We start from the raw sequence: 22,767 nt of genomic DNA on the forward strand, positions 1-22,767 counted from the left end.
ATTACCCAAGCTGATAACGGGCAATTTGAATCAGCCGTGCCACGGATTTCACCTGGATAGTTTTTATTCAACATCTGAAAATACCAATGATGAATTGTTACCTCCAAAACCGAAGCTATTGGATAAAACTGTGTTTACAGGTTTGTCAACCAATAATTCTGTAACTGGTACCAGTCCGGTTTCTTCAATGACCGTTTTATAATTCAGGTTTGGATAAATCAAATTATGTTGTATTGCCATGATAGAAAAAACCGCCTCAATTGCTCCTGCTGCTGCCAATGTATGTCCGGTAAATGGTTTGGTCGAACTAAATACGGGCACATTCTCACCAAATATATTCTTCAAAGCAACGGATTCGGACAAATCATTATTTTTTGTTCCCGTACCATGCGCGTTGATATATGATATTTCCTCCAAAGATCTTCCGGATTTGGCAATTGCGTTTCCAATAGCCATTGTAGCTCCTTTTCCATCAGGCGAAGATGCAGTCTGATGATAGGCATCAGCGGCATTAGACCAGCCATTTACATAACACAAGGTTTTATTTCCGGAAAGAGCTATGCTTTTTTCATTTTCCAAGAGAAGAAATCCAGCTCCTTCACCCAGATTCAGCCCGTTTCTGGATTCATCAAAAGGACGGCACCACTGATCATCATATATCATGAGCGACCGGAATCCATTGATAGTAAATTTGGTTAACGCGTCAGTTCCGCCTACCAGCACACGATCCAGTTTTCCCTGGATCAGCATGCGTGCACCAAGCATAATTGCATTAGCTCCTGATGAACAAGCAGTTGACAATGTATTGATATAACCAGATATACCTAATTCTGCTGCGATTCTTTCGGTTGTGTTACCGCTGTCATGGCATTTTAGTAAGTTATAATCCGGATTGGTATGAGCCAGATAATCTGCATAAAAAACTTCACTTCTGTCCATTCCGCCAACAGATGTAGCTGAAATAATTCCGGTTTTTAGTTTCTTATCCTGGTTCGTTTTACCCCATGCCTGTCGTGCAGCAGCAAGGCCTAACAACGACGTACGTGAAATATTTGGATTTTGAACACCTAATCGGGTTATCAGATCCTGGTTCGAAATTTTAACCTCACCAGCCAGAAAACCTCTTTTTTCATCCAGATACTTTACCGGTGCAATTCCCGTACGGCTCTCTTTCAGCGAAAGTAAATTTTCCTCAACTGTAAGGCCAATGGCAGAAATAATACCAATTCCGGTAATCCGAATGCTCATTTATAAATGGGAAAAGACATTTTGCAAAAATAAAATCCTGAATAAGAGCAGCTAAGCAATCTGTTCTGCTTTCCTTTTCCGAATATAATCCGCCATAGTACTAACAGATAAAAAAGCTTCCTTTCCTTCGTCAGGATTTACTACTTGTATGCCATGATATTGTTCCAATAAAACAATCAGTTCTAAGGCGTCAATTGAATCCAGGCCTAAACCCTGATCACTAAACAGCAATGCGTCGTCATCAATGTCCGATACCTGCAAATCTTCCAGATTCAATTGCTCTATAATCTGCTTTTTTAAGTCTTCTTTTAAGTTATCCATTTCTGGAATTTATCTTTAAATGTAAAATTATAACAAACCGGGCCCGGCAATTTGTGCCAGGTTTCCTGTATTGAATTCGTTTCCTGCCAAACCTTCTTTTTCAACCAGAAATACAAAAACATTCACCTGCTCTCCTGTAATTCCAAGCCATCCGCAAAGTACCGCCTTTGTTCCGGCTGACATCAGAATATCTATGTAGTTAACAAAAAAATCAGGTGCAAATTTAGGCAAAACGGCAAACATATTCTCACCATACCATTTGTTTAAAATTGCAATTTCGCCCAGTACAATATTAGGCAGTGTATATACAAATAATGCCGGACTAGGTGTTCCCTGTTCCTTGTACGACTTTTCAAAGCGTAGATCGCTGTCCGCACTTGAAAACTGATTAGCAAAAAGCATGGCTATTTCATCATCATTATAGGAAGTTATAAGAGAAGGCTGAGCCCTTTTTATCATTTCAGAAAGCAAATATCCTGATTGGGAAAGGGTATCCATTTTATAAAATTTGGGATAGACAAATTCCTGGCTTTTATACAATTGTTTGAACCAGCTATCCTCAGATTCCCTGTCACGTTCTGCAATTATCTCTCCGTTTACGGAACAGTTTTCATTATTTAAATGGCAATATGATGTAATGAAACTCATAGTTTCTGAATGATCAGCGAGGCATTTCCTCCGCCAAATCCCGAGGCTGTTTTTAAAATAGTATGAAGTTTAGCTTTCTTATTTTCTGTAATGACGTTTAATACCTTTGAAGTACCGGTTTCACTAAAACCCAGGCTTTTTACCAGTATTTCCTTTCGTATCATTTGTATAGAAGCCGCAGTTTCAATTACACCTGCCGCACCCAAAGTATGTCCAAAATATCCCTTAAAGCTATTCAGTGGCACATCTGTCAGACTCAGCCGGTCGAAAGCAATAGATTCCATTTCATCATTGTAAATGGTACCAGTGCCATGGGCAGAAATAAAATCTATTTCATTATCAGAAATTTGATTGATTTCCATTGTTTTCTTTACACTTCTGTATAATCCCTCACCAGTTCTGGACGGGCCTGAAATGTGATTGGCATCGTTCGCTGACGTTCCTTGTAACAATTTCAAAGGCGATTCTTTAAAAATTGATACTGTATTAGAAATTACTACTGCACCGCAACCCTCTCCCAGCGAAATTCCTTTTCTATTGGCATCAAAAGGGATACAAGGTTCATCGCTCATTGCAAAAAGTGATTGAAAACCATAGACCACAAAATCCGAGATCAGGTCACAGCCAATTACAATGGCATGTTCATACAATCTGGCAGCAATAAAATTACGGGCTGCGTTAATCGCCAATACTCCTGAAACACAGGCATTGGAAATAACAATAGGCTGATTTACAAGCTCAAATCTGGCCATTAATGAAGCAACCGACTGCCCGAACGGATCGGTCATATTGTCTTTCAACTCGCCCTTGGTCGAACTAATGATCAATATAGTTTTGGCCGACGACAGAACATTCTTATCTATTTTTCCCGATACTGATATGAGCATCGAAGCAGTCAGGTTTTCAAACTGACTTTCCTGAGGTAAGCTCAAAATCTTTGAAAGGTGAACAGAAATTTTGTTAAATCCTGCATTTGGTATCAGAGAAATTCCCGTACGGTTTTCAGCCATGGCAGAAAAATTTTTTGCTGCGGTTTCTCCTAATGGGCTAATTATTTCTTCTGCACCTATATAAATCATACTCTGAATATCCGAATTTGAATGGGTTTTTTAAACCCCAAATAATTATCTGTTATATTTTTTATTAAAAAACAACATCATTTTTTTCTTTCCAATGACTATAAAAATCCGGTGTAAGCAGTTCTAATGTCCGGCTTTCTTTTTCCAAAAATACCTGCATAGTTTTTCCCACAGCGCAAAGCTCACCAGTTGTCAGATTAACAACTTCATATTCAAACATGATTTTAGCAGATTTTGACGGAATGTATTTGGTGATCACTTTAATGGCCTGGCCATAATAGACAGCCGCTTTATGGTCAATTTCTGATTTTACAATAGGTGTAAAATAGCCCTGATCGAAAATTGTAAGATATTCAAGTCCAAAGGTTTTGCCAAAAGCTTCCCTCCCATCTTCAAAAAATTTCAGGTAGTTGCCATGCCACACAACACCCATTGCATCGGTTTCACTAAATCGTATATCAATTTCAATTTCAGAAGAAAGCATATTCCATTATTACATTTAGGAGTGAACAAGAATAGTCATTTTTTACGATTATCACTAAAACCGTTACAATAAATGACATTTAGAACTACTTCACTCTAACATTCACGATTCTGAAATTACAATTTTCATTTCGCATTCCATTAACATACGGCCATCCAGAAAATTTCGACCAAGTACCATAAAAATATTTCCTAACTGATGTGTAGGAGTTACTATTGTATTGATTTTTGAATTAACCGGCGGTAATTCATGAATTATCAAACGGGAAATTGCACCTATAAAACCAATTCTGGGATATTCATTTTCTACCCTGTCCAGATAACCAAAAGAAGCGGCGCAAGTCTGTGCAATATTTTCTATCAATCCTGATTCCTGAAAAAAATCATCTTTCAGCAAAATATTGCTTTCATCAATAAAAAAATCTGATTCAAAGACTTCCTTGCTGACATGCAGTAAATTACCGATCATGATAAACGGAAACCGGTGCGGAATGTAATCTTTTATATTTTCCTGACGAACAATCATTATTGAAAAAAATTGAAGTAGTTAAACCATTGTTCCGGATATTGACTGACCTTTTTTTCCAGCTCTGCCACATATAGTTTAGCAATTTCTTCGGCTTTCATTTTAGTGATTATAGGTAATGTAGCACTTAAATGATAGCTGTATTTCCCATCTTTAGCAGCAAAAACGAAGGTAACCGGCGCATCAAATTTGGAAGCAATTACGAAAGGGCCAATCGGGAATTTCGCTTTTTTACCTAAAAAATCAAGTTCTGTAAATTTGGCCCCTTCCATGTACCGGTCCGCATGAATGGCAACAAACTCATTATTTATCAATGCATTACGGATTGCAATAATATGCGACAAATCATTTTTAATAGCAATGATCTTGAACCTCGAACCGCCTGTTGAAAGCTCCATGTATTGCTTGATACTTTCCACTTCTGCATCCAGCATCACAATATTAATTGTAGGTGTAATCCTGCCTTTCAGCAGGTTTCCGGCAGTTTCCCAGTTTCCTAAGTGAGCACTCAATAATATTCCGCCTTTTCCTTTTTCCCGGATATCAATCAGAAATTCTTCGTTTTCAAAAGTGTGAGAAAACATCCCTTCTTTTCCCAAAAGAAATGCAGCACGGTCTACAAGTGTTTGTCCAAAAATGTAAAAATTCCGGCGAACCATCTTTTTTGCAGCTTTGCCCGAAATATGAAGCGTATTCTGGTAAAAATCGAGCAGGATATTTCTGGGTTTGGATGCAAATAAGTAGTAATAAAAAGTGACTACTCTTAAAAGCAGATAGGCAAATCCAAGACCCAGAAATTGAATGAAGAAAAGAAAAATTTTATATCCCGTCAGTGAGCCCCTGGTTTTACCATCCCAGGAGTTATCTTGGGCATTCCCATCCTGACGGCTCATTGGTTATAATGCAAGTTTCTTTTGAACAAGATTGAAAAAATCTCCAAAAGTGACAATTTCTTTAAAATCCTCGCCTGTCATTTTTATATTCAGGTTCTCCTCAATAAGCACAACAAGATCAACATAATCCAGACTATCCAGATCAAGTGTTTCTTTAAGGCTGTTTTCAGGAAGAATCAGATCTTTATCCACTTCAAACTCTTCAGACAAAAAACCCCTGGTATCCTCTATAACTTCTTCCAAACTCATTTTAACGTCTTTAGCGTACATGGCTTACAAAATTAATTTATTCTTTTCTGATAGTTTTCAAAATCCTGTCAAATTTCCAATAACAATTTTACATCTAAACAATATATCTATAAGAGGTATATATTGCATGTAACCGGTTATCTCCAATATGGAACAAATGCTAAATTAAGCATTTAAAACCTGTGATCCTTGCCGGTTACGAAGTAGAACAACTTTGATAACCGAATTAGATTAAGATTTTTTAATGATCAATGTAGAATTGGTACCACCAAATCCAAAAGAATTTGACAAGAAACAATTGATTTTCTGTTCTTTGGTTTCAGGAATTATGTTGATAAGAGCAGAATCCTCGTCCGGGTTTTCGTAATTAATGTTTGGAGCAATAAAATCCTTCTGCATCATTAATATGGAATAAACGATTTCACTGGCACCCGCCATCCAGCATTCATGGCCGGTCATCGATTTGGTAGAACTGACCGGGACATTACCACCAAAAACATCGAATATAGCTCTTGCTTCACTTCCATCACCCACAGGAGTTGATGTGGCGTGGGCATTGATGTAGTCAACATCGCCCGCTTTTATATTCGCCTGGCTCAGTGCCATTTGCAGAGACCGTATCTGTCCTTCAATACTCGGATTTGAAATATGATCCCCATTTGAAGAAAACCCGTATCCGATCAGTTCTGCAATAATTTTAGCTCCCCGTTTCGTCGCTGCTTCATAAGATTCCAGAATAACCGTTGCCGCCCCACCGCTTGGAATAAGCCCGTCCCTGTCTTTATCAAATGGCCTGGAAGCTTTCGCAGGTTCAGATTCGCGTACTGAAAATGTACCCAGGCCATCGAAACTTGCCATAGAAGCCGGATTAATTTCCTGGGCCCCACCACAGATTACGCGTTCCTGCAATCCTTGTTTGATCATCAAATAACCCATTCCAATAGAATGAGAGCCGGATGCACATGCTGCGCTAAGCGTAAAATTAATCCCTTTCAGCTTAAAAATAGTTGAAAGGTTCATATTTACGGTACTGTTCATATTTTGAAAAATAGCACCGCTGCCAATGAGTGTAGTATCATGTTTTTCTCTAGCTTTATCAACGGCTTCTACAACGGACGAGGCCGTACTGTCATTTCCAAAAATGATCCCGGTTTCCGTTTTTTCAAGAAAATCTATATCCAGCCCGGCCATTTCCAACGCTTCTTTCGTCGACATATAGGCATAAATCGCTGGCTGGTGCATTCCAAGCCTCTGCCGTCTGGACAAAAATGATTTCAGGTCCGGTTCCCTTACCATACCGGTAAGCGCAGAACGAAATCCAAAATCCTTTCTTACCTGGTCAAAAATAATACCACTTTTACCTTGATATAACGACTTGGCGACCTCGTCCAGGTTTTCACCCAAACATGAATAAATGCCAATCCCGGTAATTACAACTCTGTGGTTCATAGATTAAGAATAAATCCCTCCATTAATATTTACAACCTCTCCGGTAATGTAGGCAGCCTTATCAGAACATAAAAAACTAACCAGATGTGCTACTTCATCAGCTTTACCAAAACGGTTCATCGGAATCATTTGTTTCAATTCATCCTCATTCAGGTCTTTCGTCATGTCACTCGCTATAAAACCTGGCGCAACGGCATTGACTGTGATTTTACGTTTTGCAACTTCCTGTGCCAATGCCTTTGTTGCAGATATAATGGCACCTTTTGCAGCCGAATAATTGGTTTGCCCGGCTACACCCTTCATACCCGAAACAGAGGCAATATTCACAATCCTGCCGGAGCGTTTTCTAAGCATCTGCTGTATAATATTCTGGGTTACATTAAACAATCCTTTCGTGGAAATATTCATGACATCGTCCCAGTCTTTTTCAGGCATCCACATGAATAACCCATCCTTTGTAATGCCCGCATTATTGACCAGCACACTGATGAATTTGTCTTCATTATTAGCTTTCCATGTATTTAAAACCTCGTCAACCTCAGATTTTGTCTGCACATTAAACTGCAATAATTCACCATCCCCTCCATCCTTTCTAATTTCTTCCAATGTCTCTTCGGCTGCAGTCTGATTAGACGAATAATTGATCAGAATATATAACCCGTGATCTTTTGCGAGCTGAACGGCAATGGCCCTGCCCAGCCCTCTCGAAGCACCTGTTACCAATGCACAGCTCATAATGTAAATGGGGTTTCCTTGATATATTCATAAACAGCGGCGATACTTTCCGACTGTGGAATGTCTTCTTTTACGAATTTCGCCTTCCTGCGAATCTGGTTGTAAACAGATATTGCATTAACCGATAACCTTTCCTTTTCATCAGGTTCAAGCAAATCCACCGCCTGGCAAATAGCCATAATATGAATCGCCATTACCTGATAAGAATTTTCGAGAACCTGTTTGGCAAGAACTGCACTATTGGTTCCCATACTCACAATATCCTGATTATCATTATTATTAGGGATGCTATGAACATATACCGAATTGGATAAAGCCTGATTTTCAGCAGTTGTCGATGTAGCGGTAAACTGGATTCCCTGAAACCCAAAGTTAAGTCCCCAGGTTCCGGCATTCAGAAACGGAGGGAATTTCCCGTTTAGTTTACTGTTCATCAAAAAGTTCAGCTGCCTTTCCATCAGCATAGAAAGCTTAGTCAGGACGATCTTCACTTTATCCATTTCCAATGAAATATAATCCCCATGAAAATTACCACCGTGAAACACATTGTTCTCCTCAGGATTTACAATGGGATTATCGTTGGTAGAATTCAGTTCATCTTCAATTATTTCCTGTGCGTATTTGATCGTATCGACAATAGGCCCGATAATTTGCGGCACACAACGAATCGAATAATATTCCTGGATTTTCCTTTCAAATTCCTTACGTTGTAATGCTGTATCGTCCTTAAACAATTCTTCCCGGTTGCGGATCATACCGCTGCCTTTCACAAACTCCCGCATTTCTTTTGCCACATACTTCTGGCCACGGTGGTGTTTTACAGCATTCAGTTCTTCGGAAAATGAATCGTCAAAAGCTTCGATTACTTCATTCAGCATGGACGAAGCTGCAATTGCCCACTGTACAAGACGTTTTGCATAAATGATATTGATTGCTGCAATGCCGGTCATGCAGGATGTTCCGTTGATCAATCCAAGGCCATCCCGAAGCTCCATTTTGAGTGGTGTAATACCGTGTTCAGCTAAAACTTCAGCCGTTTTCCGTCTGATTCCATTTTCATAAACATGGCCTTCTCCAATTAAATTAAGGCCTAAATGAGACAATTGTACCAAATCCCCACTCGCTCCAACACTCCCATGTTCAAAAATTTCAGGAACAATCCCATTATTAATAAACAGCACCAATTGTTTAATGACACCGGTACTTATTCCGGAATTTGCCTGTAAAAAAGCATTCAGCCGCGCCAGCATTACACTTCGGGCATAAACTTCGTTAAGAGGCTTTCCAATCCCGCTCGAATGGCTGCGGATAAGATTATATTGCAGACTGTTTAACTGGTCGGTTTCAATACGATATTGTGCCATCGGGCCAAATCCGGTATTGATTCCGTATATTATTTTATCTTTCGAAAAATCTGTTAAAAAATTAAAAGACCTTGAAACTTTGTTAAGTGCATCATCTGCCAGAACAAATTCTTTCTTCTCAAATGCGTATTGCTCGATTTGAGCTAACGAAATACTGTTCATTTATAAATACCAAAATTAAATAACATGCAAAATAAATCTTTTTTTGCGGTTTTGACAAGTTTAGCCTTTCACCGGTATTGAACATTAATAAGTTGCCGGGACACATACATTTATTTAATTTTGCCAAACACTCACGCATAACCTATTCATGATCGGTGATTTATTACTCAGGCTCAATGTACTCCTTTCAAGGCATAAACCGGTTTTCTTTTTTTGCCTGATAGGTCTGATCGGAGTTCTGAGCTATGGGATTTCCAAATTAAGGATCACTGAAAGCATATTTGCGACATTGCCAAAAGGAGAAACTTTTGAAGAGTTTAACAAGCTGGTTGAGAACAAAAACATTATCAATCAAATTGTATTTTCCATAGATGTCGATTCCGGAATCACCAGTGATGATGCAGAAATTCTGGCAGAAAAATTTGCGGATTCTTTAAAATTAATAACGAAAGGTTACATCACTAACATTCAGGCTATAAGGCCTGATATTCAGCAGGATGTATATGAATATACTTATTCCAACTTCCCGGGGTTTATTGATTCATCCTATTATTCACACATCCTGAATAAAATTCAGCCTGATTCTATCCGGGTTTCTGTAAGTTCTTCATACAACCAGTTGTTAACTCCGGGCGGGCCTTTCTTAAAGCAATATGTTGTCAATGATCCGTTGGGAATTTCGGGTGAATATTTCCGTGAACTTAATGCGGCAAATAATTCAGGCGGAATGTCGGTGGAAAACGGTGTTATGTTCTCCCGAAACAGAAAGCAGATTATCGTAACAGCAGCTACAAGTTACAATTCCGGTAACTCGGCGATGAATATTGCGTTGTTCAGCAAAGTAGAAAATTTCAAGCTTCGCTGGGACAAGCAATTTCCTCAAAACCATTTTTCCTACTTTGGTACTTTCGAAATTGCTGCCAGAAATGCCATTCAGGTTAAACAGGATTCCAACAGGACAATGATCATTGCATTGGTGGCTATCATTCTTATTCTGGTTTTATATTACCGAAAAGTTCTGATCCCGGTTTATATTATTCTTCCCGGACTTTTTGGAGGAGTTTTTGCATTGGGTATCATTGGTTTTATCCGGCCCGAAGTTTCTGGGATTTCCCTTGCAACCGGAGCTGTAATTTTCGGAATATTACTGGATTATTCCTTTCACTTTTTCACACATATCCGTCATACCAGATCTATTACGCTTGCTATTAAAGAAGTAAGCGAGCCGTTACTTACCGGTAGTCTTACAACGATTTTAGCTTTCAGTGCATTGCATTTTGCCAACTCGGTAGTTTTACAGGATTTTGGATTATTTGCATCATTAAGTTTGACCGGAGCAGCCGTATTTACACTCACCGTATTACCAGTCATTCTTCAGGCATTTTCATTCGATTACAATCATATTCCCGGCGAAAGTAAATTTTTCAATTTTCCTTCAATACCTGCAAAATTAAGATTTGCAACATTACTGGTCGTAACCTCACTCACTTTTGTATTTCTTTACTACGCACAATTCACTGAATTCGACAGCAGTTTTGAAAGCCTGAGCATGCAGAGCGGTGATATAAAGGAACGTGAAGAAAAGTTGACGGGTATCAATCCTGATACAGATAAAAGGATCTATATTTTTTCAACAAATAAAATTAAAGAAAAGGCAGAACAAACTAATTATACCGTTTATCAGAAATTAACCCGATTTAAAGCTGAAAAAAAATCAAAGAATTCGTTTCGTCAGGAGCCTTTTTAATTCCTGAAAAAATAAAACAAGAGCGAATCAGACGATGGAATGAGTTTTGGGATGATAACATAAAAGAGACTACATTTTCAGTTTTAGACCAATCTGCCAAACGATCCGGGTTTAATATTTCTGCATTTGATCAGTTCAAAAACTGGATCTCGGGCCAGAATGAAAATACTATAAACGAAAAGGAATTATTTTCCCAACTTGGATTTACAAATCTGATCGAATCTGATTCCGCAAAAACCACACTCATTACTACGCTGGTAACCAACAAAAGCCAGCTTCCATTAATCAAATCAGAATTACGGAAAATCCCCGGAGTTGAAATATTCGACCGTTCAGAACTGGCCAGTGACTTATTGTCAATGGTGAAAAATGACTTTAACTATATTCTGATCGTTTCAGCTTCTATCGTTTTCCTTACATTATTACTTGTTTATGGGAGAATAGAATTGACAATGTTAAGCTTTCTTCCGATGGTTATCAGTTGGATATGGATACTGGGGATTGCCGCCATTTTAGACATAAAATTCAATTTTGTAAATGTTGTAATCACAACTTTCATTTTTGGACTGGGTGACGATTTCAGCATTTTCGTGACGGATGGCCTTCTCAATAAATACAAAACCGGAAAAGACACCTTAAAATCTTACCAGTCGGCCATTATTCTTTCAGCACTGACAACCATTGTAGGAACCGGTGTATTGATTTTCGCTAAACATCCTGCTATTCATTCCATTGCGTTAATAAGCGTATTAGGCATTGTTTGTATTCTTTTTATTTCATTTATATTCCAACCGGTATTATTTGGCTTTTTTGTTCAAAACCGTATCAGCCGAAAAAAGGCTCCTGTCACTTTGCTTCCTTTTCTATTAAGCATTTCCAGTTTTACTTACTTTTTACTGGGTTGCCTGTTTTTGCATTCCAAATTGGTAACTATACTACTATTGCCTGTTTCCAAAAAGAGAAAGAAAGCAATGATTAACAGATCATTATCATTTTATGCCAAAACAGTAATTTATTCAGGGCCACATGTTAAAAAGAACATTTCAGGTCTTGAAAACCTTGATATGGAAAAGCCGGTTATCTTCATCGCCAATCATACTTCTTTTCTGGATATTCTACTGGCAATTATGCTGAATCCGAAAATAGTTCTGATGGTAAAAGGCTGGGTTTATAATTCGCCGTTTTTTGGCCCGATTATCCGTTATGCCGGATACATTTATACTGATGATGGAACGGAAGAAAACTTAAGAAAAATGCAGGCTTTGGTTGCCGATGGTTATTCGTTATTAATATTCCCGGAAGGCACCCGTTCCGAAGATGGAAAACCAGCACGTTTTCATAAAGGTGCATTCCATCTGGCGGAAGAATTGAATTTGGATATTCAGCCATTATTGCTTCACGGGGCTTTTGATGTGCTGCCAAAAGGCGATTTTCTGATCCGTCCGGGAGCTTTGAATGTAAGGGTTTTGCCAAGAATTAAATATGCCGAAGCTAAATGGGGAACATTGTTACGTGATAAAACCAAGAATATTTCTGCATTTTACAAAACAGAATTTGCTGATTATAAAAACGAAATGGAAGATGTATCTTATCTGAAACATAAGATATTTACCAATTACATTTTTAAGGGACCCGTTCTGGAATGGTATTTCAGGATTAAGTGGCAACTGGAAAGCAAGAATTATGCTTATTATAATACGCTGACCGGAGATAGAAAACGTATCCTGGATATTGGATGTGGATATGGTTTCCTTTCGTTTTATCTACATTATAAAAACGAAGAACGGATTATTACGGGAATTGATTACGACGAAGAAAAAATTACAATTGCAAAGCACAGTTACAATAAAACCGTGAACCTGAATTTTCAGTTTGAAGATATTATGCGGATCACAATAACCGGTCACGAAGTAATATTCTTAAATGATGTGCTGCATTATTTATCCAAAGAAAAACAATTTAATTTACTGGAAAAATGCACGGCTGCACTTGACAAAAACGGCATTTTATTTATCAGAGACGGAATTACTGATTTGACAGAAAAGCATGAGAATACCAAACGAACGGAAGCATTATCTACCGGGCTTTTTTCTTTCAATAAAAAAGAAGAGGAATTTCATTTCTTTTCTTCCAATGATATCAGGACATTTGCCAAAAGTCACAATCTGAGTTTTGAGATGCAGCAGCATTCGAACAATACCTCTAATGTGCTTTTTATATTAAGAAAGAATATTTAAAAAACACATTTACCTCACACTTTTAACTTAAAAAATATGCCCGGACTCACCGAAAAAGAATATGACTTTGTCATTATTGGTAGCGGCTTGGGTGGACTGGCTTGTGCATACATTCTGGCTTCGGAAGGCCACAGTGTAGCAGTGCTCGAAAAAAATCATCAGATCGGCGGTCATTTGCAGGTTTACAGCCGTGGTAAAACCATATTCGATACGGGAGTTCATTATGTAGGCAGTTTAAATGAGGGAGAAAATCTATATCAGTTCTTTAAATATTTCGGGATACTGGATAAGTTGAAATTAAAGCGAATGGGCGACCAGAAGTTTGATGTGGTCCGTTTTGATGATGGCAAGGAATATGATTATGCTCAGGGGTATGAATCTTTTCAAAAAGTATTACTTGATTATTTTCCCGATGAAAAAAATGCAATAGAAGCGTATTGTGAAAAAATTAAAGAGGTTTGCAGCAAATTTCCTTTGTATAATTTAAAAATCTCAGGTGAAAATTACCAACTGGATGAAGATCTTCTAAAACTGAATGCACACGACTATATTGCTTCACTGACTTCTAATTTCCGTTTGCAAAATGTACTTGCCGGAACCAATTTGCTATATGCCGGCGTGAAAGAGAAAACACCCTTTTTTGTTCATGCACTGATCATTAACAGCTATTTGTCAGGCTCTTACAAATTCATCGATGGTGGTTCACAGATAGCCATTTTAATGAGCCGCGCTATCAGAAGTTTGGGGGGAGAAATTTATAAAAGAAAGAAAGTTGTTGGGGCAAATTATGATACAGAGGGTAATATCAAGGAAGTTAAACTGGAAAGTGGAGAGACAGTCAGAGGCAAACAATTCATTTCCAATGTACATCCGTCTATGACAATTGATATATTTGGCGAAGATCGTTTTTTGAATATTTATAAGAACAGGATACATGGATTGGAAAATAGTATCTCCACTTTTTTAGTACATCTTTCTTTCTATGAAAACACGTTCGAATACCTGAATTACAATATCTATCAGCATCATAATGAGGATGTTTGGGCCGGAATAGATTATGATGAAGCCACATGGCCGCAAACTTATTTTATTTGTACACCATTTATTTCCAAACATAAAAAATATGCTGATTCTATGTCCATCATGACTTACATGAATACTTCAGAAACGGATCAATGGGCGCATACCACTAAAACAGTTTCTGAACCAGGTAAGCGGGATGCAGCTTATGACGAGTTTAAAAAGGAAAAAGAGGCAAGGGTTTTGAAGCGGATTGAAGAGGTTTTTCCAGGCATAACAACGAAAATAAAAGCAGTTCACAGCGCTTCTCCACTTACCTTCAGAGATTATATTGGAAATAAGGACGGTTCATTATACGGTGTTTTAAAGAATTCTAATTCACCGGCAAGAACACAGATCAATACAAAAACAAGAATACCAAATCTGCACCTGACAGGTCAGAATATTTCCATGCATGGCATACTGGGAGTTACCGTGAGCGCATTTGTTACCTGTTTTGCTTTTGTTGATAAAGAAAAACTCATTAAAAAAGTTATTAACGCATGATTATGCAAACAGTTGATGTTTTAGTTATTGGAGCCGGTCCGGCAGGTACAGTGGCTGCATCCTATTTAAAAAAACAGGGCTATTCGGTTACCATACTGGAAAAAGAGAAATTTCCGCGCTTTCAGATTGGCGAAAGTCTGTTGCCATGCTGCATGGAACACCTGGAAGAATCCGGCCTTTTGGAAGCAGTTAAAGTAAAAAACTTTCAGAAAAAAACCGGCGCCGCATTTATGCGTGGTGATAAAAGATGTGAATTTCTATTTTCGGAACAATTCACAAAAGGCTGGACATGGACATGGCAGGTGAAACGTGCTGATTTTGACAGTACACTTGCGAAGGCGGTTGTAGAGAATGGAGTTCAGGTGCAATTTGAATGTGAGGTATTGAATGTAGTTTGCAGTACAGGCAAACAGGTAACAGATTATAAAGATATTGATGGAAATATGCACACCATTGAATCAAAATTCATTATCGATTCCAGTGGCTACGGACGTGTCTTACCTAGGTTGTTTGATTTAAGCAAACCTTCGGCTTTTTCTCCAAGAGGTGCTGTTTTTGCGCATTTGGAAGATGTTAACCGGACAGAAAAAACAAGTAATAACATTTTTGTTCATTCGTTTGACAATAACCGTTCATGGATTTGGGCTATCCCATTTTCTGATGGCTCAACTTCGGTTGGAATTGTAAGTGATAAAGAAAAAGTAATTGAACTGGCAGCAAATGACGGAGAAAAATATAAGGATTTCATCCGGAATTTTGAAGATCTCAATGGCAGGTTTAAAAATTCAGATTTAAAATTTGAGCCCAGAAGTATCTTAGGGTATTCTATTGGCGTAAAAAAAATGTTTGGAGAAGGTTTTGTCCTTTCGGGCAATAGTACGGAATTTCTTGATCCCATATTTTCCTCTGGTGTGACTTTTGCAACCGCATCAGGATTACTTTCTGCAAAAATGACACACCGGCATTTACAAGGTGAGGACGTAAACTGGAAAACCGATTATGAAGATGTGATCCAAAAAGGAATTGACGTTTTCAGGAGTTATGTAACTGGCTGGTACAGCGGTGATTTCCAAACAATCGTTTTTACGGAACATATTAATACTGAAATCAAGAACCAGATATGTTCTGTATTGGCAGGTTATGTTTGGGATCAGTCTAATCCGTTTGTAAAAAAACACAATACAATTTTGCCTACCCTGGCTAGGGTGATTAAAATGAAAGAAAAGTTTAATAGTAAACCAGGTATTAAAAAGTGATGCAAATATAACTACGATTCTAAAACCATTTAGAAATTAAGATTGTGACTTAATGTTTCTTAATGTTGAATGGTTTAACTTAAATTGTCAATAAAATAAATCCATGCTGGACTCCTTTGTGATGATTATAGATCAGAATATTTTTAGGATTTTGAATATCGGAAAGATTAGAAATCAATAACCGGGCAGGTATTGGTTTCCCGGAAAGAAGCTGAACCGCCAGCCAAGTTGCAAAAGCGGATACGGATGGATAATCACCGACCAGGTTTTTGTAGGTATAAACAGAGCTGTGTAAAAAGAATTCCTGATGAATTTGGTCATACCAGCCATCATTCCGGTTGTCGCCACTGTAACCCAGTATTACAACATCAATTTCTTTTGCGGCAATTCCATTCCGGTCAAGAAAATGATTCATTTTGCTAAACAGCTCTTCTTTCGAAGGATAACTGATCTGGTCGGTATCTTTTATTTGCGCAATTGTTTTTGCAGATCTTTCCGCTTCAACAACAAAAAATGCTGCTCCTTCACCACAAACGGTACCTGGAGAATCAGAACTTAAAAGGTTTTCAGAAGTAGTATTTTGCCTTTTGAAAGAACCACTAAGAAAGTCTATATTATAATTATATTCTGAGATTTCTTCAACACCCCCCAACAGCAACGACTCAGCTTTTCTTTCTTCAAACAATAACATACAATCCAGCAATGCACATTCAAAAGCCAGCCCTTTATGAACATGTGTTGTATTATAACCCGTGTTTTTGCTCATTAACGCCAGATTTCCTGCTATAGCATTGGGAGTACTTTGTACAAAGTTAGTGGGAGTCAGGGTGCCTTCTTCATAATCTACGATCTGATTCAGGAATTTGAGACAATCTTCCAGTCCTCCGTTAGCGGTCCCCAATATAATTCCATCCAGATCCGGTCTCCTCTGAATCAAAGGTAACCCGGCCCCTACTCCCATTCTTACCGCTTTCCCCATTCGTCTGAGTAATCCCGCCGGTATGAGAGATCCATATACTGGTTCCAACGCTGCGTAACGATTTCCTGCATGAAATTTTATATCATTTTCAAAAAATGCGTCATCAAAAGTTCTTTGAGGTGATATGCAGGACAAGTCTGTTACAAACATGCAGGAAAAACAAAAGATTATTAACTAAGAATTTTATCAGCTTCGGAAATGAATTTTTCTATTTCACTTATGTAATCTGAAATATGCTGTTGCTTTTGTAATTCAGTCCAGTTTAATTCAACCGCCATGAGATCGGCAACAATGGGTAGTGTCCTGATTGTTGTGTCCCAATCAGTAATTTCAAGGCGGATTCTTCTTGCCAGAAAATCACGGGGAGTCACTGCCATTTCTGTACGAACTGTATAGATTATTTCTGCTTTAATGTAGGGATACCCAGAGTCCAGCCGTTCTTTTAGTTCCGGATCAGAAGTAGTTAGCCTACAAACATTTTCAGCTCTGGATCCGTATTTCTTAACTAAATGCTGGCATACATCAGCTGGTAACGAGTACTTTTTCTCTAATATCCTGTAAGACTCGAAATTGTAGTTCATGCCTCCGGCAAGTATATGTGTAGCCGTAAGGCAGGCATTTTTATTTTCGAAAATACCGTCAATCTGGTCAATCGCATCCTTAGCCATCAACCGGTATGTAGTCCATTTTCCTCCCAGTAAACTTACCAATCCGGAAACGGTATCAATTTCTACTTCATGATCCCTAAGTAAGCTTTTTGTCGATTTTCCTGTTTCAGCGGAAAGCAAAGGACGCAATCCTCCAAAACCTGCCCTAAGCTGAGAAATATCAATCTTTTTTGCCAGGTATGGATTCAGCGTATCTACCAGGTATTGCTTGTCTGCTTCATTTAATTTAGGTTCTTCCGTTATATCGTCTGATTCTGTATCCGTAGTTCCCAGCATCATTGCTCCTTCAAATGGAATTGCAAACACAACACGTCCATCCGGTGTTTTAGGAATCAGCATGGCATGTTCGCTGTTCAGTGTTTCGTACGGAAGAACAACGTGCACCCCTTTACTTGGACGGATACGTTCCTGCAAAAGCGGATTAGCCAATAAACGGATTTTATCAGAAAAAGGGCCGGTACAATTAAGTACCAGTTTTGTTTTTATTGAAAACTGGTGTCCTGACTGCGTATCTTTTACCTGTACGGTTTTAAGTTTATTAGCTTCACTCTTACCAAAGCCGTCAACTTTTAGATAATTAGCTACAATTGCACCCGATTCAGACGCCGACTGAACCAATGCCAGACAATATCTTGCATCATCCAATTGACCATCATAATACAGTACAGCGCTGTGAAGTTTGGTTTCGTTCAGTGTAGGAATCCTTTTTAATACATCAGTTTTTTTTAACCATTTACTTTTAGGCAACGAATCATGCGTAGCAAAACTATCATACATTTTTAGGCCAATGCTGAAATAAAGGCCTTCCAGCCAGGAGCCAACCGGTGTAATAAGTGCCAGTGGTCTGGCCAGATGTGGCGCATTGTTCAAAACCAGGTGCCTTTCTTCCAAACCATGGCGAACCTGCTTTAACTGGGCAAAATCCAGTTTCTTAAATGCCTGTTCAAGATATCGGACACCACCATGAATAAGCTTGGTAGATTTCGAAGACGTTTCAGAAGCAAAATCTTTTTTATCAATCAATGCTACTTTATATCCCCGTAGCGCTGCGTCCAAAGCACAGCCGGCGCCGCTCGCACCGGCACCTATTATACAAATATCAAAATCCTCACTTTCTAACTTCTTTATAGATGCCTGTCTGTTCATTCAGCGGGGTATGATATTTTTACATGTTCAATACAAAAATACAAATTGAGATGTTTGAAATCGCCAAGTGATAAAAATAACTGTGCATACTTGTGACGATTACGTAATTTCTTTGTCTGAAAGTTGTTCGCTCTTTAAATTAAAGTAGATTTGAACAAAATTATTATTACTTTTTAATAACAAAAACTAAAAATTATTATGGGACTAGTGTCTTTTTTTAAAGGAGTAGGAGAAAAAATATTTAAAAAAGAAGAAGTGGTTGCGGCAACTCCGGAGGTTGAACCTCTACGCGCAAGCGCATTATTGGCACACGTTAAATCACTTGGCCTCCCTTATAATTCATTAACTGTAAAAACATCTGGTGACACAGTTACCATTGCAGGGGAAGTTGCAGAACAAGCTGATTCAGAGAAAATTGCATTAGCAGTAGGTAATGTAGAAGGAGTAGAAGTAGTGGATAATCAACTAACGGTTGCAACCCCTGCTCCTGAAGCGACTTATCACACTGTTGTAAAAGGTGATTCACTTTCTAAGATTGCTCAGACCGTCTATGGTGATATGATGAAATATCCTGTCATTTTTGAGGCAAACAAACCTATGCTTACTGATCCGGATCTGATCTATCCAGGCCAGGTTTTACGTATTCCGGCACTTTAATTGGTCTTCGGCGGTCGGCTATCAGCTTTCCGCTCCTGCTTTTATATAAAAAAATGACAACCCGAAAGAGTTGTCATTTTTTTATGCTTTATGAGAAGTTATTAATCCTCAGCTGCAATTACGTTCAGAGAGATCTTATGTTTCACTTCTTTGTGAAGATCGATCAATGCTGAATACACACCAATAGATTTTACATCATCAACTGTAATTTTCTTACGGTCGATATCAAATCCTTTAGCTTTAAGAATATCCGAAACCTGAGTATTGGTAACGCGTCCGAAAATACGGCCGCTTTCTCCAACTACTGTACGGATATCAATTGTAAGGTCACCGATTGCAGAAGCGATATCTTCAGCATCTTTTTTAAGCTTTTCAGCTTTATGAGAAGCCTGGCGTACGTTTTCAGCAACAATTTTGCGGTTTGACGGATTAGCTAATAATGCAAATCCCTGTGGAATAAGGTAATTACGACCGAATCCTGCTTTCACAGAAACGATGTCGTTCTTATATCCTACTCCGGCTATATCAGTTATTAATATAATTTCCATTGTTCGTAGCTCTTTCTAAATTATTTCATTTGATCAGCAACGAAAGGCAAGAATGCCAAATGACGTGCTCTTTTAATTGCCTGTGATACTTTACGCTGATATTTCAAGCTTGTACCTGTAAGGCGACGCGGCAATATTTTACCTTGCTCATTGATAAGCTTTAGTAAAAAGTCCGGGTTTTTGTAATCAATATATTTAATGCCGGATTTTTTGAAACGGCAATATTTTTTGCGGTTAATGTTCTTTTCAACCGGTTCGTTTACTAGTGACATAGCTTATGCGTTTTCGGTTTTTGATTCAGTTGATTCTTCTCTCTTTCTTCCTATCAACCCTTTGCGTTTCTTCTCGTTGTAAGCGATAGAATGTTTGTCAAGAACGATAGTCATAAAACGCAGGATGCGTTCGTCACGACGGAACTCAGTTTCCAAAACATCGACTACATTCACACCGCCTTCTGGTGTTGTGTATTCAAGAATGTGATAAAAGCCAGAGTTTTTCTTTTGGATGGGATAGGCCAGCTTACGCAATCCCCAATTTTCTTCATGTACCATTACACCACCATTAGACGTGATGATCGTACTGAATTTTTCAACGGCGTCCTTTGCCTGGGCCTCAGACAAAATGGGAGTTAGAATGAACACCGTTTCATATTGCTTAGACATACGGTAATTGATTAATTAATAATGTTTATTAAAATACCTCATATTAGTGCGAACGCTAAAATGAGGGTGCAAAAATAGGGCTTGAAATCCACATTTCCAAGCCCTATCAATACTTTATCAGGAAGTTACTTATAATTTCAATGTCATCATTTTAAACCGAAATGCCCAACGGACAATTTTAGTCCTCGTCAATTGAACATTGAAAGTTGAGTATTAAACATTTTTCATTAGAACCTTAAATATTCAATGAGCAATTCTCAGCGTTCAATAATCAATGTTACATTCTCTTCGGTTGCTTGATACTAACCATCGAAAGCCGCTGTGGTTGAGCATTGTAAATTATTTTTTATTTAAAATAACATTTTTGCCAGGAATCACTTTACCGTAAAGTCTCCCTGCCCGATCTTGAAGCCTTCTGCTGTACACTTCTATTGCATACTGGCCATCTTTCATTGGAATACCGCCACGACCATAAAATATATCAACTGACTGTCCGGTATTGGTAAAATTTACATTTTGTTTAGAACTGTAAATCATTTCCTTGCCATTGTAGATAAATGAACCCGAGCCGGTGGCCATGTCTGAAAGAACCGCTCCCTCAGGATCGAGTATCCGAAGGAAGATTTCCTTTTGATTCTGCTTGGCAATTGCATTTTCACCAAGTTTGAAATTTACTCGTAGCTTGTCAATTCGTTTTGCTTTGTATTTTCCACCCTCACGTTCTTTTCCTTTTGACGATACCGCATTGATAGTCAGGTTTTCGGCACGCAGCGCTGAGGCAATATTTACCTTTTCACTCAATTCCCTGTTTACAGTAGAATAATTAATAACAGAATCATTAAGCTGCTGGCGCTCCGACTCCAGACCAGAAACCTGCTGGCTTAATTCCTGATTTTTAGAAGTTACTATTCCCAGTTCCTGTTTCAGCTGAGAAATTTCACTGTCCTTTTCAATCAGAATGGTTTCGTATGCCTTAATTCTCTTATTAAAATTAGCAGCAGCAAAATTGTTTACATTTTTAAGCTCTTGTTTATCCTTTTCCAGCTGGTTCTTTAATTTGACCAGTGAATCCACGCTTCCTCCTAATTTTTGGATCTCTGCAATTTTCAAATCCAATTGTGCTGAAATAGAATCAAGTTTAGTCTTGGTAAAAAGTACTTCTTCTGTTTTTGCTGTTATAATGTCATCCTTTACCTTATTTTCTTGTTTTTCATGATAGATAAAATAAACTAACACCAGATTAAGCAATAATAAAACGGCCAGCGCTGCCCATAGAAGGGTTTTCCTATCTTGCTTCTGTTCTTGATTATAGTCCATAGAAAAGGTTAATTTTTAAATTAGTTGGCAAAAGAACTACGTTTTTTTCAATTTTGAAATATGTTGCTTCCTATTTCTGGTTTCGGGTAGTCAAATATTTGTTTTAATCCCTTAATTATCAAATTTTTAAATCTCTTATGTCTTCAATTGCCCAAAATATTCAGCATATAGAAAACGAAATACCAGGCACAACAAAGTTAATTGCTGTAACAAAAACCAAGCCGGTTTCAATGCTGGAAGAAACTTATAATACCGGGTTCCGTCGGTTTGGAGAGAACAAGGTACAGGAAATGAGTGAGAAGTTTAATTTGCTCCCAAAAGATATTGAATGGCATATGATCGGCCACCTCCAGTCTAACAAAGTAAAATATATGGCGCCGTTCGTTGCCATGGTCCATTCTGTCGACAGTTTTAAGTTACTAAAGGAAATCAATAAGGAGGCAAAGAAAAACAATAGGACAATTGCTTGTTTACTGCAAATATTTATTGCGCAGGAAGAAACGAAATTTGGTTTATCAGCAGAAGAAGCTGAGGAAATATTACAATCTACACAACTTGGTGCTTTAACAAATATAAAAATTGCCGGATTAATGGGCATGGCATCCAATACAGAAGATCCAGAACAGGTTCGGTCTGAATTTCATAGTTTAAAAACTTTGTTTGAATCTTTTAAACAGTACAACAATGAACGTGTGGACATGCAGGAATTATCAATGGGCATGAGTGGTGATTATATGATTGCAGCCGAAGAAGGTAGTACTTTAATAAGGGTCGGAAGTGCGATTTTTGGAAGCAGGTGATTTTAAAGTGAGGAGTCAAGAGTCAAA

At 38.2% G+C, this 22,767-nt stretch carries 23 protein-coding genes; 6 read left to right on the forward strand and 17 right to left on the reverse strand.

Annotation, left to right across the window (positions count from 1 at the left end):
- Positions 1-63 precede the first annotated feature (63 nt).
- The 11 genes from KZC02_RS04930 to hutH form a co-directional block, all read right to left on the reverse strand.
- Positions 64-1,248 carry a beta-ketoacyl synthase gene (locus KZC02_RS04930; protein WP_221393095.1) on the reverse strand — a complete coding sequence of 395 codons (1,185 nt, stop codon included), beginning with the start codon at positions 1,246-1,248 and terminating at the stop codon, positions 64-66.
- Between the two features lie 51 nt (positions 1,249-1,299).
- Positions 1,300-1,569, reverse strand: coding sequence for a phosphopantetheine-binding protein (locus tag KZC02_RS04935; RefSeq protein ID WP_221393096.1), 270 nt, complete (start codon positions 1,567-1,569; stop codon positions 1,300-1,302).
- 27 nt (positions 1,570-1,596) lie between these two features.
- Positions 1,597-2,217 (reverse strand): hypothetical protein, encoded by a 621-nt coding sequence (locus KZC02_RS04940; RefSeq protein ID WP_221393097.1) that lies wholly within the window; start codon positions 2,215-2,217, stop codon positions 1,597-1,599.
- Positions 2,214-3,296 (reverse strand): beta-ketoacyl synthase N-terminal-like domain-containing protein, encoded by a 1,083-nt coding sequence (locus KZC02_RS04945; protein WP_221393098.1) that lies wholly within the window; start codon positions 3,294-3,296, stop codon positions 2,214-2,216. Before KZC02_RS04945 ends, KZC02_RS04940 begins: the two co-directional genes overlap by 4 nt.
- 64 nt (positions 3,297-3,360) lie before the next feature.
- Positions 3,361-3,780 (reverse strand): thioesterase family protein, encoded by a 420-nt coding sequence (locus tag KZC02_RS04950; RefSeq protein ID WP_221393099.1) that lies wholly within the window; start codon positions 3,778-3,780, stop codon positions 3,361-3,363.
- A gap of 102 nt (positions 3,781-3,882) precedes the next feature.
- Positions 3,883-4,305 (reverse strand): hypothetical protein, encoded by a 423-nt coding sequence (locus tag KZC02_RS04955; RefSeq protein WP_221393100.1) that lies wholly within the window; start codon positions 4,303-4,305, stop codon positions 3,883-3,885.
- The gene (locus tag KZC02_RS04960; RefSeq protein ID WP_221393101.1) at positions 4,305-5,198 is read right to left on the reverse strand and encodes a lipid A biosynthesis acyltransferase; all 894 of its coding nucleotides are present in this window, start codon (positions 5,196-5,198) and stop codon (positions 4,305-4,307) included. Before KZC02_RS04960 ends, KZC02_RS04955 begins: the two co-directional genes overlap by 1 nt.
- A gap of 3 nt (positions 5,199-5,201) precedes the next feature.
- A complete protein-coding gene (locus tag KZC02_RS04965) occupies positions 5,202-5,468 on the reverse strand; it encodes a phosphopantetheine-binding protein (RefSeq protein ID WP_221393102.1) in 267 nt (88 codons plus the stop codon).
- Positions 5,469-5,678: 210 nt separating this feature from the next.
- The gene (locus KZC02_RS04970) at positions 5,679-6,896 is read right to left on the reverse strand and encodes a beta-ketoacyl synthase (RefSeq protein WP_221393103.1); all 1,218 of its coding nucleotides are present in this window, start codon (positions 6,894-6,896) and stop codon (positions 5,679-5,681) included.
- Positions 6,897-6,899: 3 nt separating this feature from the next.
- Positions 6,900-7,631 carry a 3-oxoacyl-ACP reductase FabG gene (fabG, locus tag KZC02_RS04975; RefSeq protein WP_221393104.1) on the reverse strand — a complete coding sequence of 244 codons (732 nt, stop codon included), beginning with the start codon at positions 7,629-7,631 and terminating at the stop codon, positions 6,900-6,902.
- Positions 7,628-9,157: a histidine ammonia-lyase gene (gene hutH, locus KZC02_RS04980; protein WP_221393105.1), complete on the reverse strand. Its 1,530-nt coding sequence runs from the start codon at positions 9,155-9,157 to the stop codon at positions 7,628-7,630. The genes fabG and hutH overlap by 4 nt, the downstream gene beginning before the upstream one ends.
- Positions 9,158-9,305: 148 nt before the next feature.
- Between hutH and KZC02_RS31460 the strand changes: the two genes are divergently transcribed.
- From KZC02_RS31460 to KZC02_RS04995, 4 genes are all read left to right on the forward strand, one after another.
- Positions 9,306-10,904: a hypothetical protein gene (locus tag KZC02_RS31460; protein ID WP_229253996.1), complete on the forward strand. Its 1,599-nt coding sequence runs from the start codon at positions 9,306-9,308 to the stop codon at positions 10,902-10,904.
- 359 nt (positions 10,905-11,263) lie between these two features.
- Positions 11,264-13,141, forward strand: a complete 1,878-nt coding sequence (locus KZC02_RS31465; protein ID WP_229253997.1) for a 1-acyl-sn-glycerol-3-phosphate acyltransferase — start codon at positions 11,264-11,266, stop codon at positions 13,139-13,141.
- 36 nt (positions 13,142-13,177) lie between these two features.
- Positions 13,178-14,707, forward strand: coding sequence for an NAD(P)/FAD-dependent oxidoreductase (locus tag KZC02_RS04990; protein WP_221393106.1), 1,530 nt, complete (start codon positions 13,178-13,180; stop codon positions 14,705-14,707).
- A gap of 2 nt (positions 14,708-14,709) precedes the next feature.
- Positions 14,710-15,963: an NAD(P)/FAD-dependent oxidoreductase gene (locus tag KZC02_RS04995; RefSeq protein WP_221393107.1), complete on the forward strand. Its 1,254-nt coding sequence runs from the start codon at positions 14,710-14,712 to the stop codon at positions 15,961-15,963.
- 79 nt (positions 15,964-16,042) lie between these two features.
- On the opposite strand, the gene KZC02_RS05000 is transcribed toward KZC02_RS04995, so the two are convergent.
- Both KZC02_RS05000 and KZC02_RS05005 read right to left on the reverse strand, forming a co-directional pair.
- The gene (locus KZC02_RS05000) at positions 16,043-17,092 is read right to left on the reverse strand and encodes a beta-ketoacyl synthase chain length factor (protein ID WP_221393108.1); all 1,050 of its coding nucleotides are present in this window, start codon (positions 17,090-17,092) and stop codon (positions 16,043-16,045) included.
- Positions 17,093-17,112: 20 nt separating this feature from the next.
- A complete protein-coding gene (locus tag KZC02_RS05005; RefSeq protein WP_221393109.1) occupies positions 17,113-18,756 on the reverse strand; it encodes a glycerol-3-phosphate dehydrogenase/oxidase in 1,644 nt (547 codons plus the stop codon).
- 198 nt (positions 18,757-18,954) lie between these two features.
- Here KZC02_RS05005 and lysM point away from each other — a divergent pair, with 198 nt between their 5' ends.
- Positions 18,955-19,413: a peptidoglycan-binding protein LysM gene (gene lysM / locus KZC02_RS05010; protein ID WP_221393110.1), complete on the forward strand. Its 459-nt coding sequence runs from the start codon at positions 18,955-18,957 to the stop codon at positions 19,411-19,413.
- A gap of 101 nt (positions 19,414-19,514) precedes the next feature.
- Here the strand turns inward: lysM and rplI are convergent, their stop codons facing one another.
- The 4 genes from rplI to KZC02_RS05030 form a co-directional block, all read right to left on the reverse strand.
- Entirely contained in the window at positions 19,515-19,961 is a 447-nt protein-coding gene (gene rplI / locus KZC02_RS05015; protein WP_221393111.1) for a 50S ribosomal protein L9, read from the reverse strand.
- A gap of 20 nt (positions 19,962-19,981) precedes the next feature.
- On the reverse strand, positions 19,982-20,233 hold the full coding sequence (gene rpsR, locus KZC02_RS05020; RefSeq protein ID WP_221393112.1) for a 30S ribosomal protein S18: 252 nt from the start codon (positions 20,231-20,233) through the stop codon (positions 19,982-19,984).
- A gap of 3 nt (positions 20,234-20,236) precedes the next feature.
- Positions 20,237-20,623: a 30S ribosomal protein S6 gene (rpsF, locus tag KZC02_RS05025; protein WP_221393113.1), complete on the reverse strand. Its 387-nt coding sequence runs from the start codon at positions 20,621-20,623 to the stop codon at positions 20,237-20,239.
- Positions 20,624-20,962: 339 nt separating this feature from the next.
- Positions 20,963-21,940 carry a hypothetical protein gene (locus KZC02_RS05030; RefSeq protein WP_310590404.1) on the reverse strand — a complete coding sequence of 326 codons (978 nt, stop codon included), beginning with the start codon at positions 21,938-21,940 and terminating at the stop codon, positions 20,963-20,965.
- Positions 21,941-22,077: 137 nt separating this feature from the next.
- On the opposite strand from KZC02_RS05030, the gene KZC02_RS05035 reads away from it, so the two are divergent.
- On the forward strand, positions 22,078-22,740 hold the full coding sequence (locus tag KZC02_RS05035; protein ID WP_221393114.1) for a YggS family pyridoxal phosphate-dependent enzyme: 663 nt from the start codon (positions 22,078-22,080) through the stop codon (positions 22,738-22,740).
- Positions 22,741-22,767 lie beyond the last annotated feature (27 nt).

This window comes from Dyadobacter sp. NIV53 (assembly GCF_019711195.1).
Classification (GTDB): Bacteria; Bacteroidota; Bacteroidia; order Cytophagales; family Spirosomataceae; genus Dyadobacter.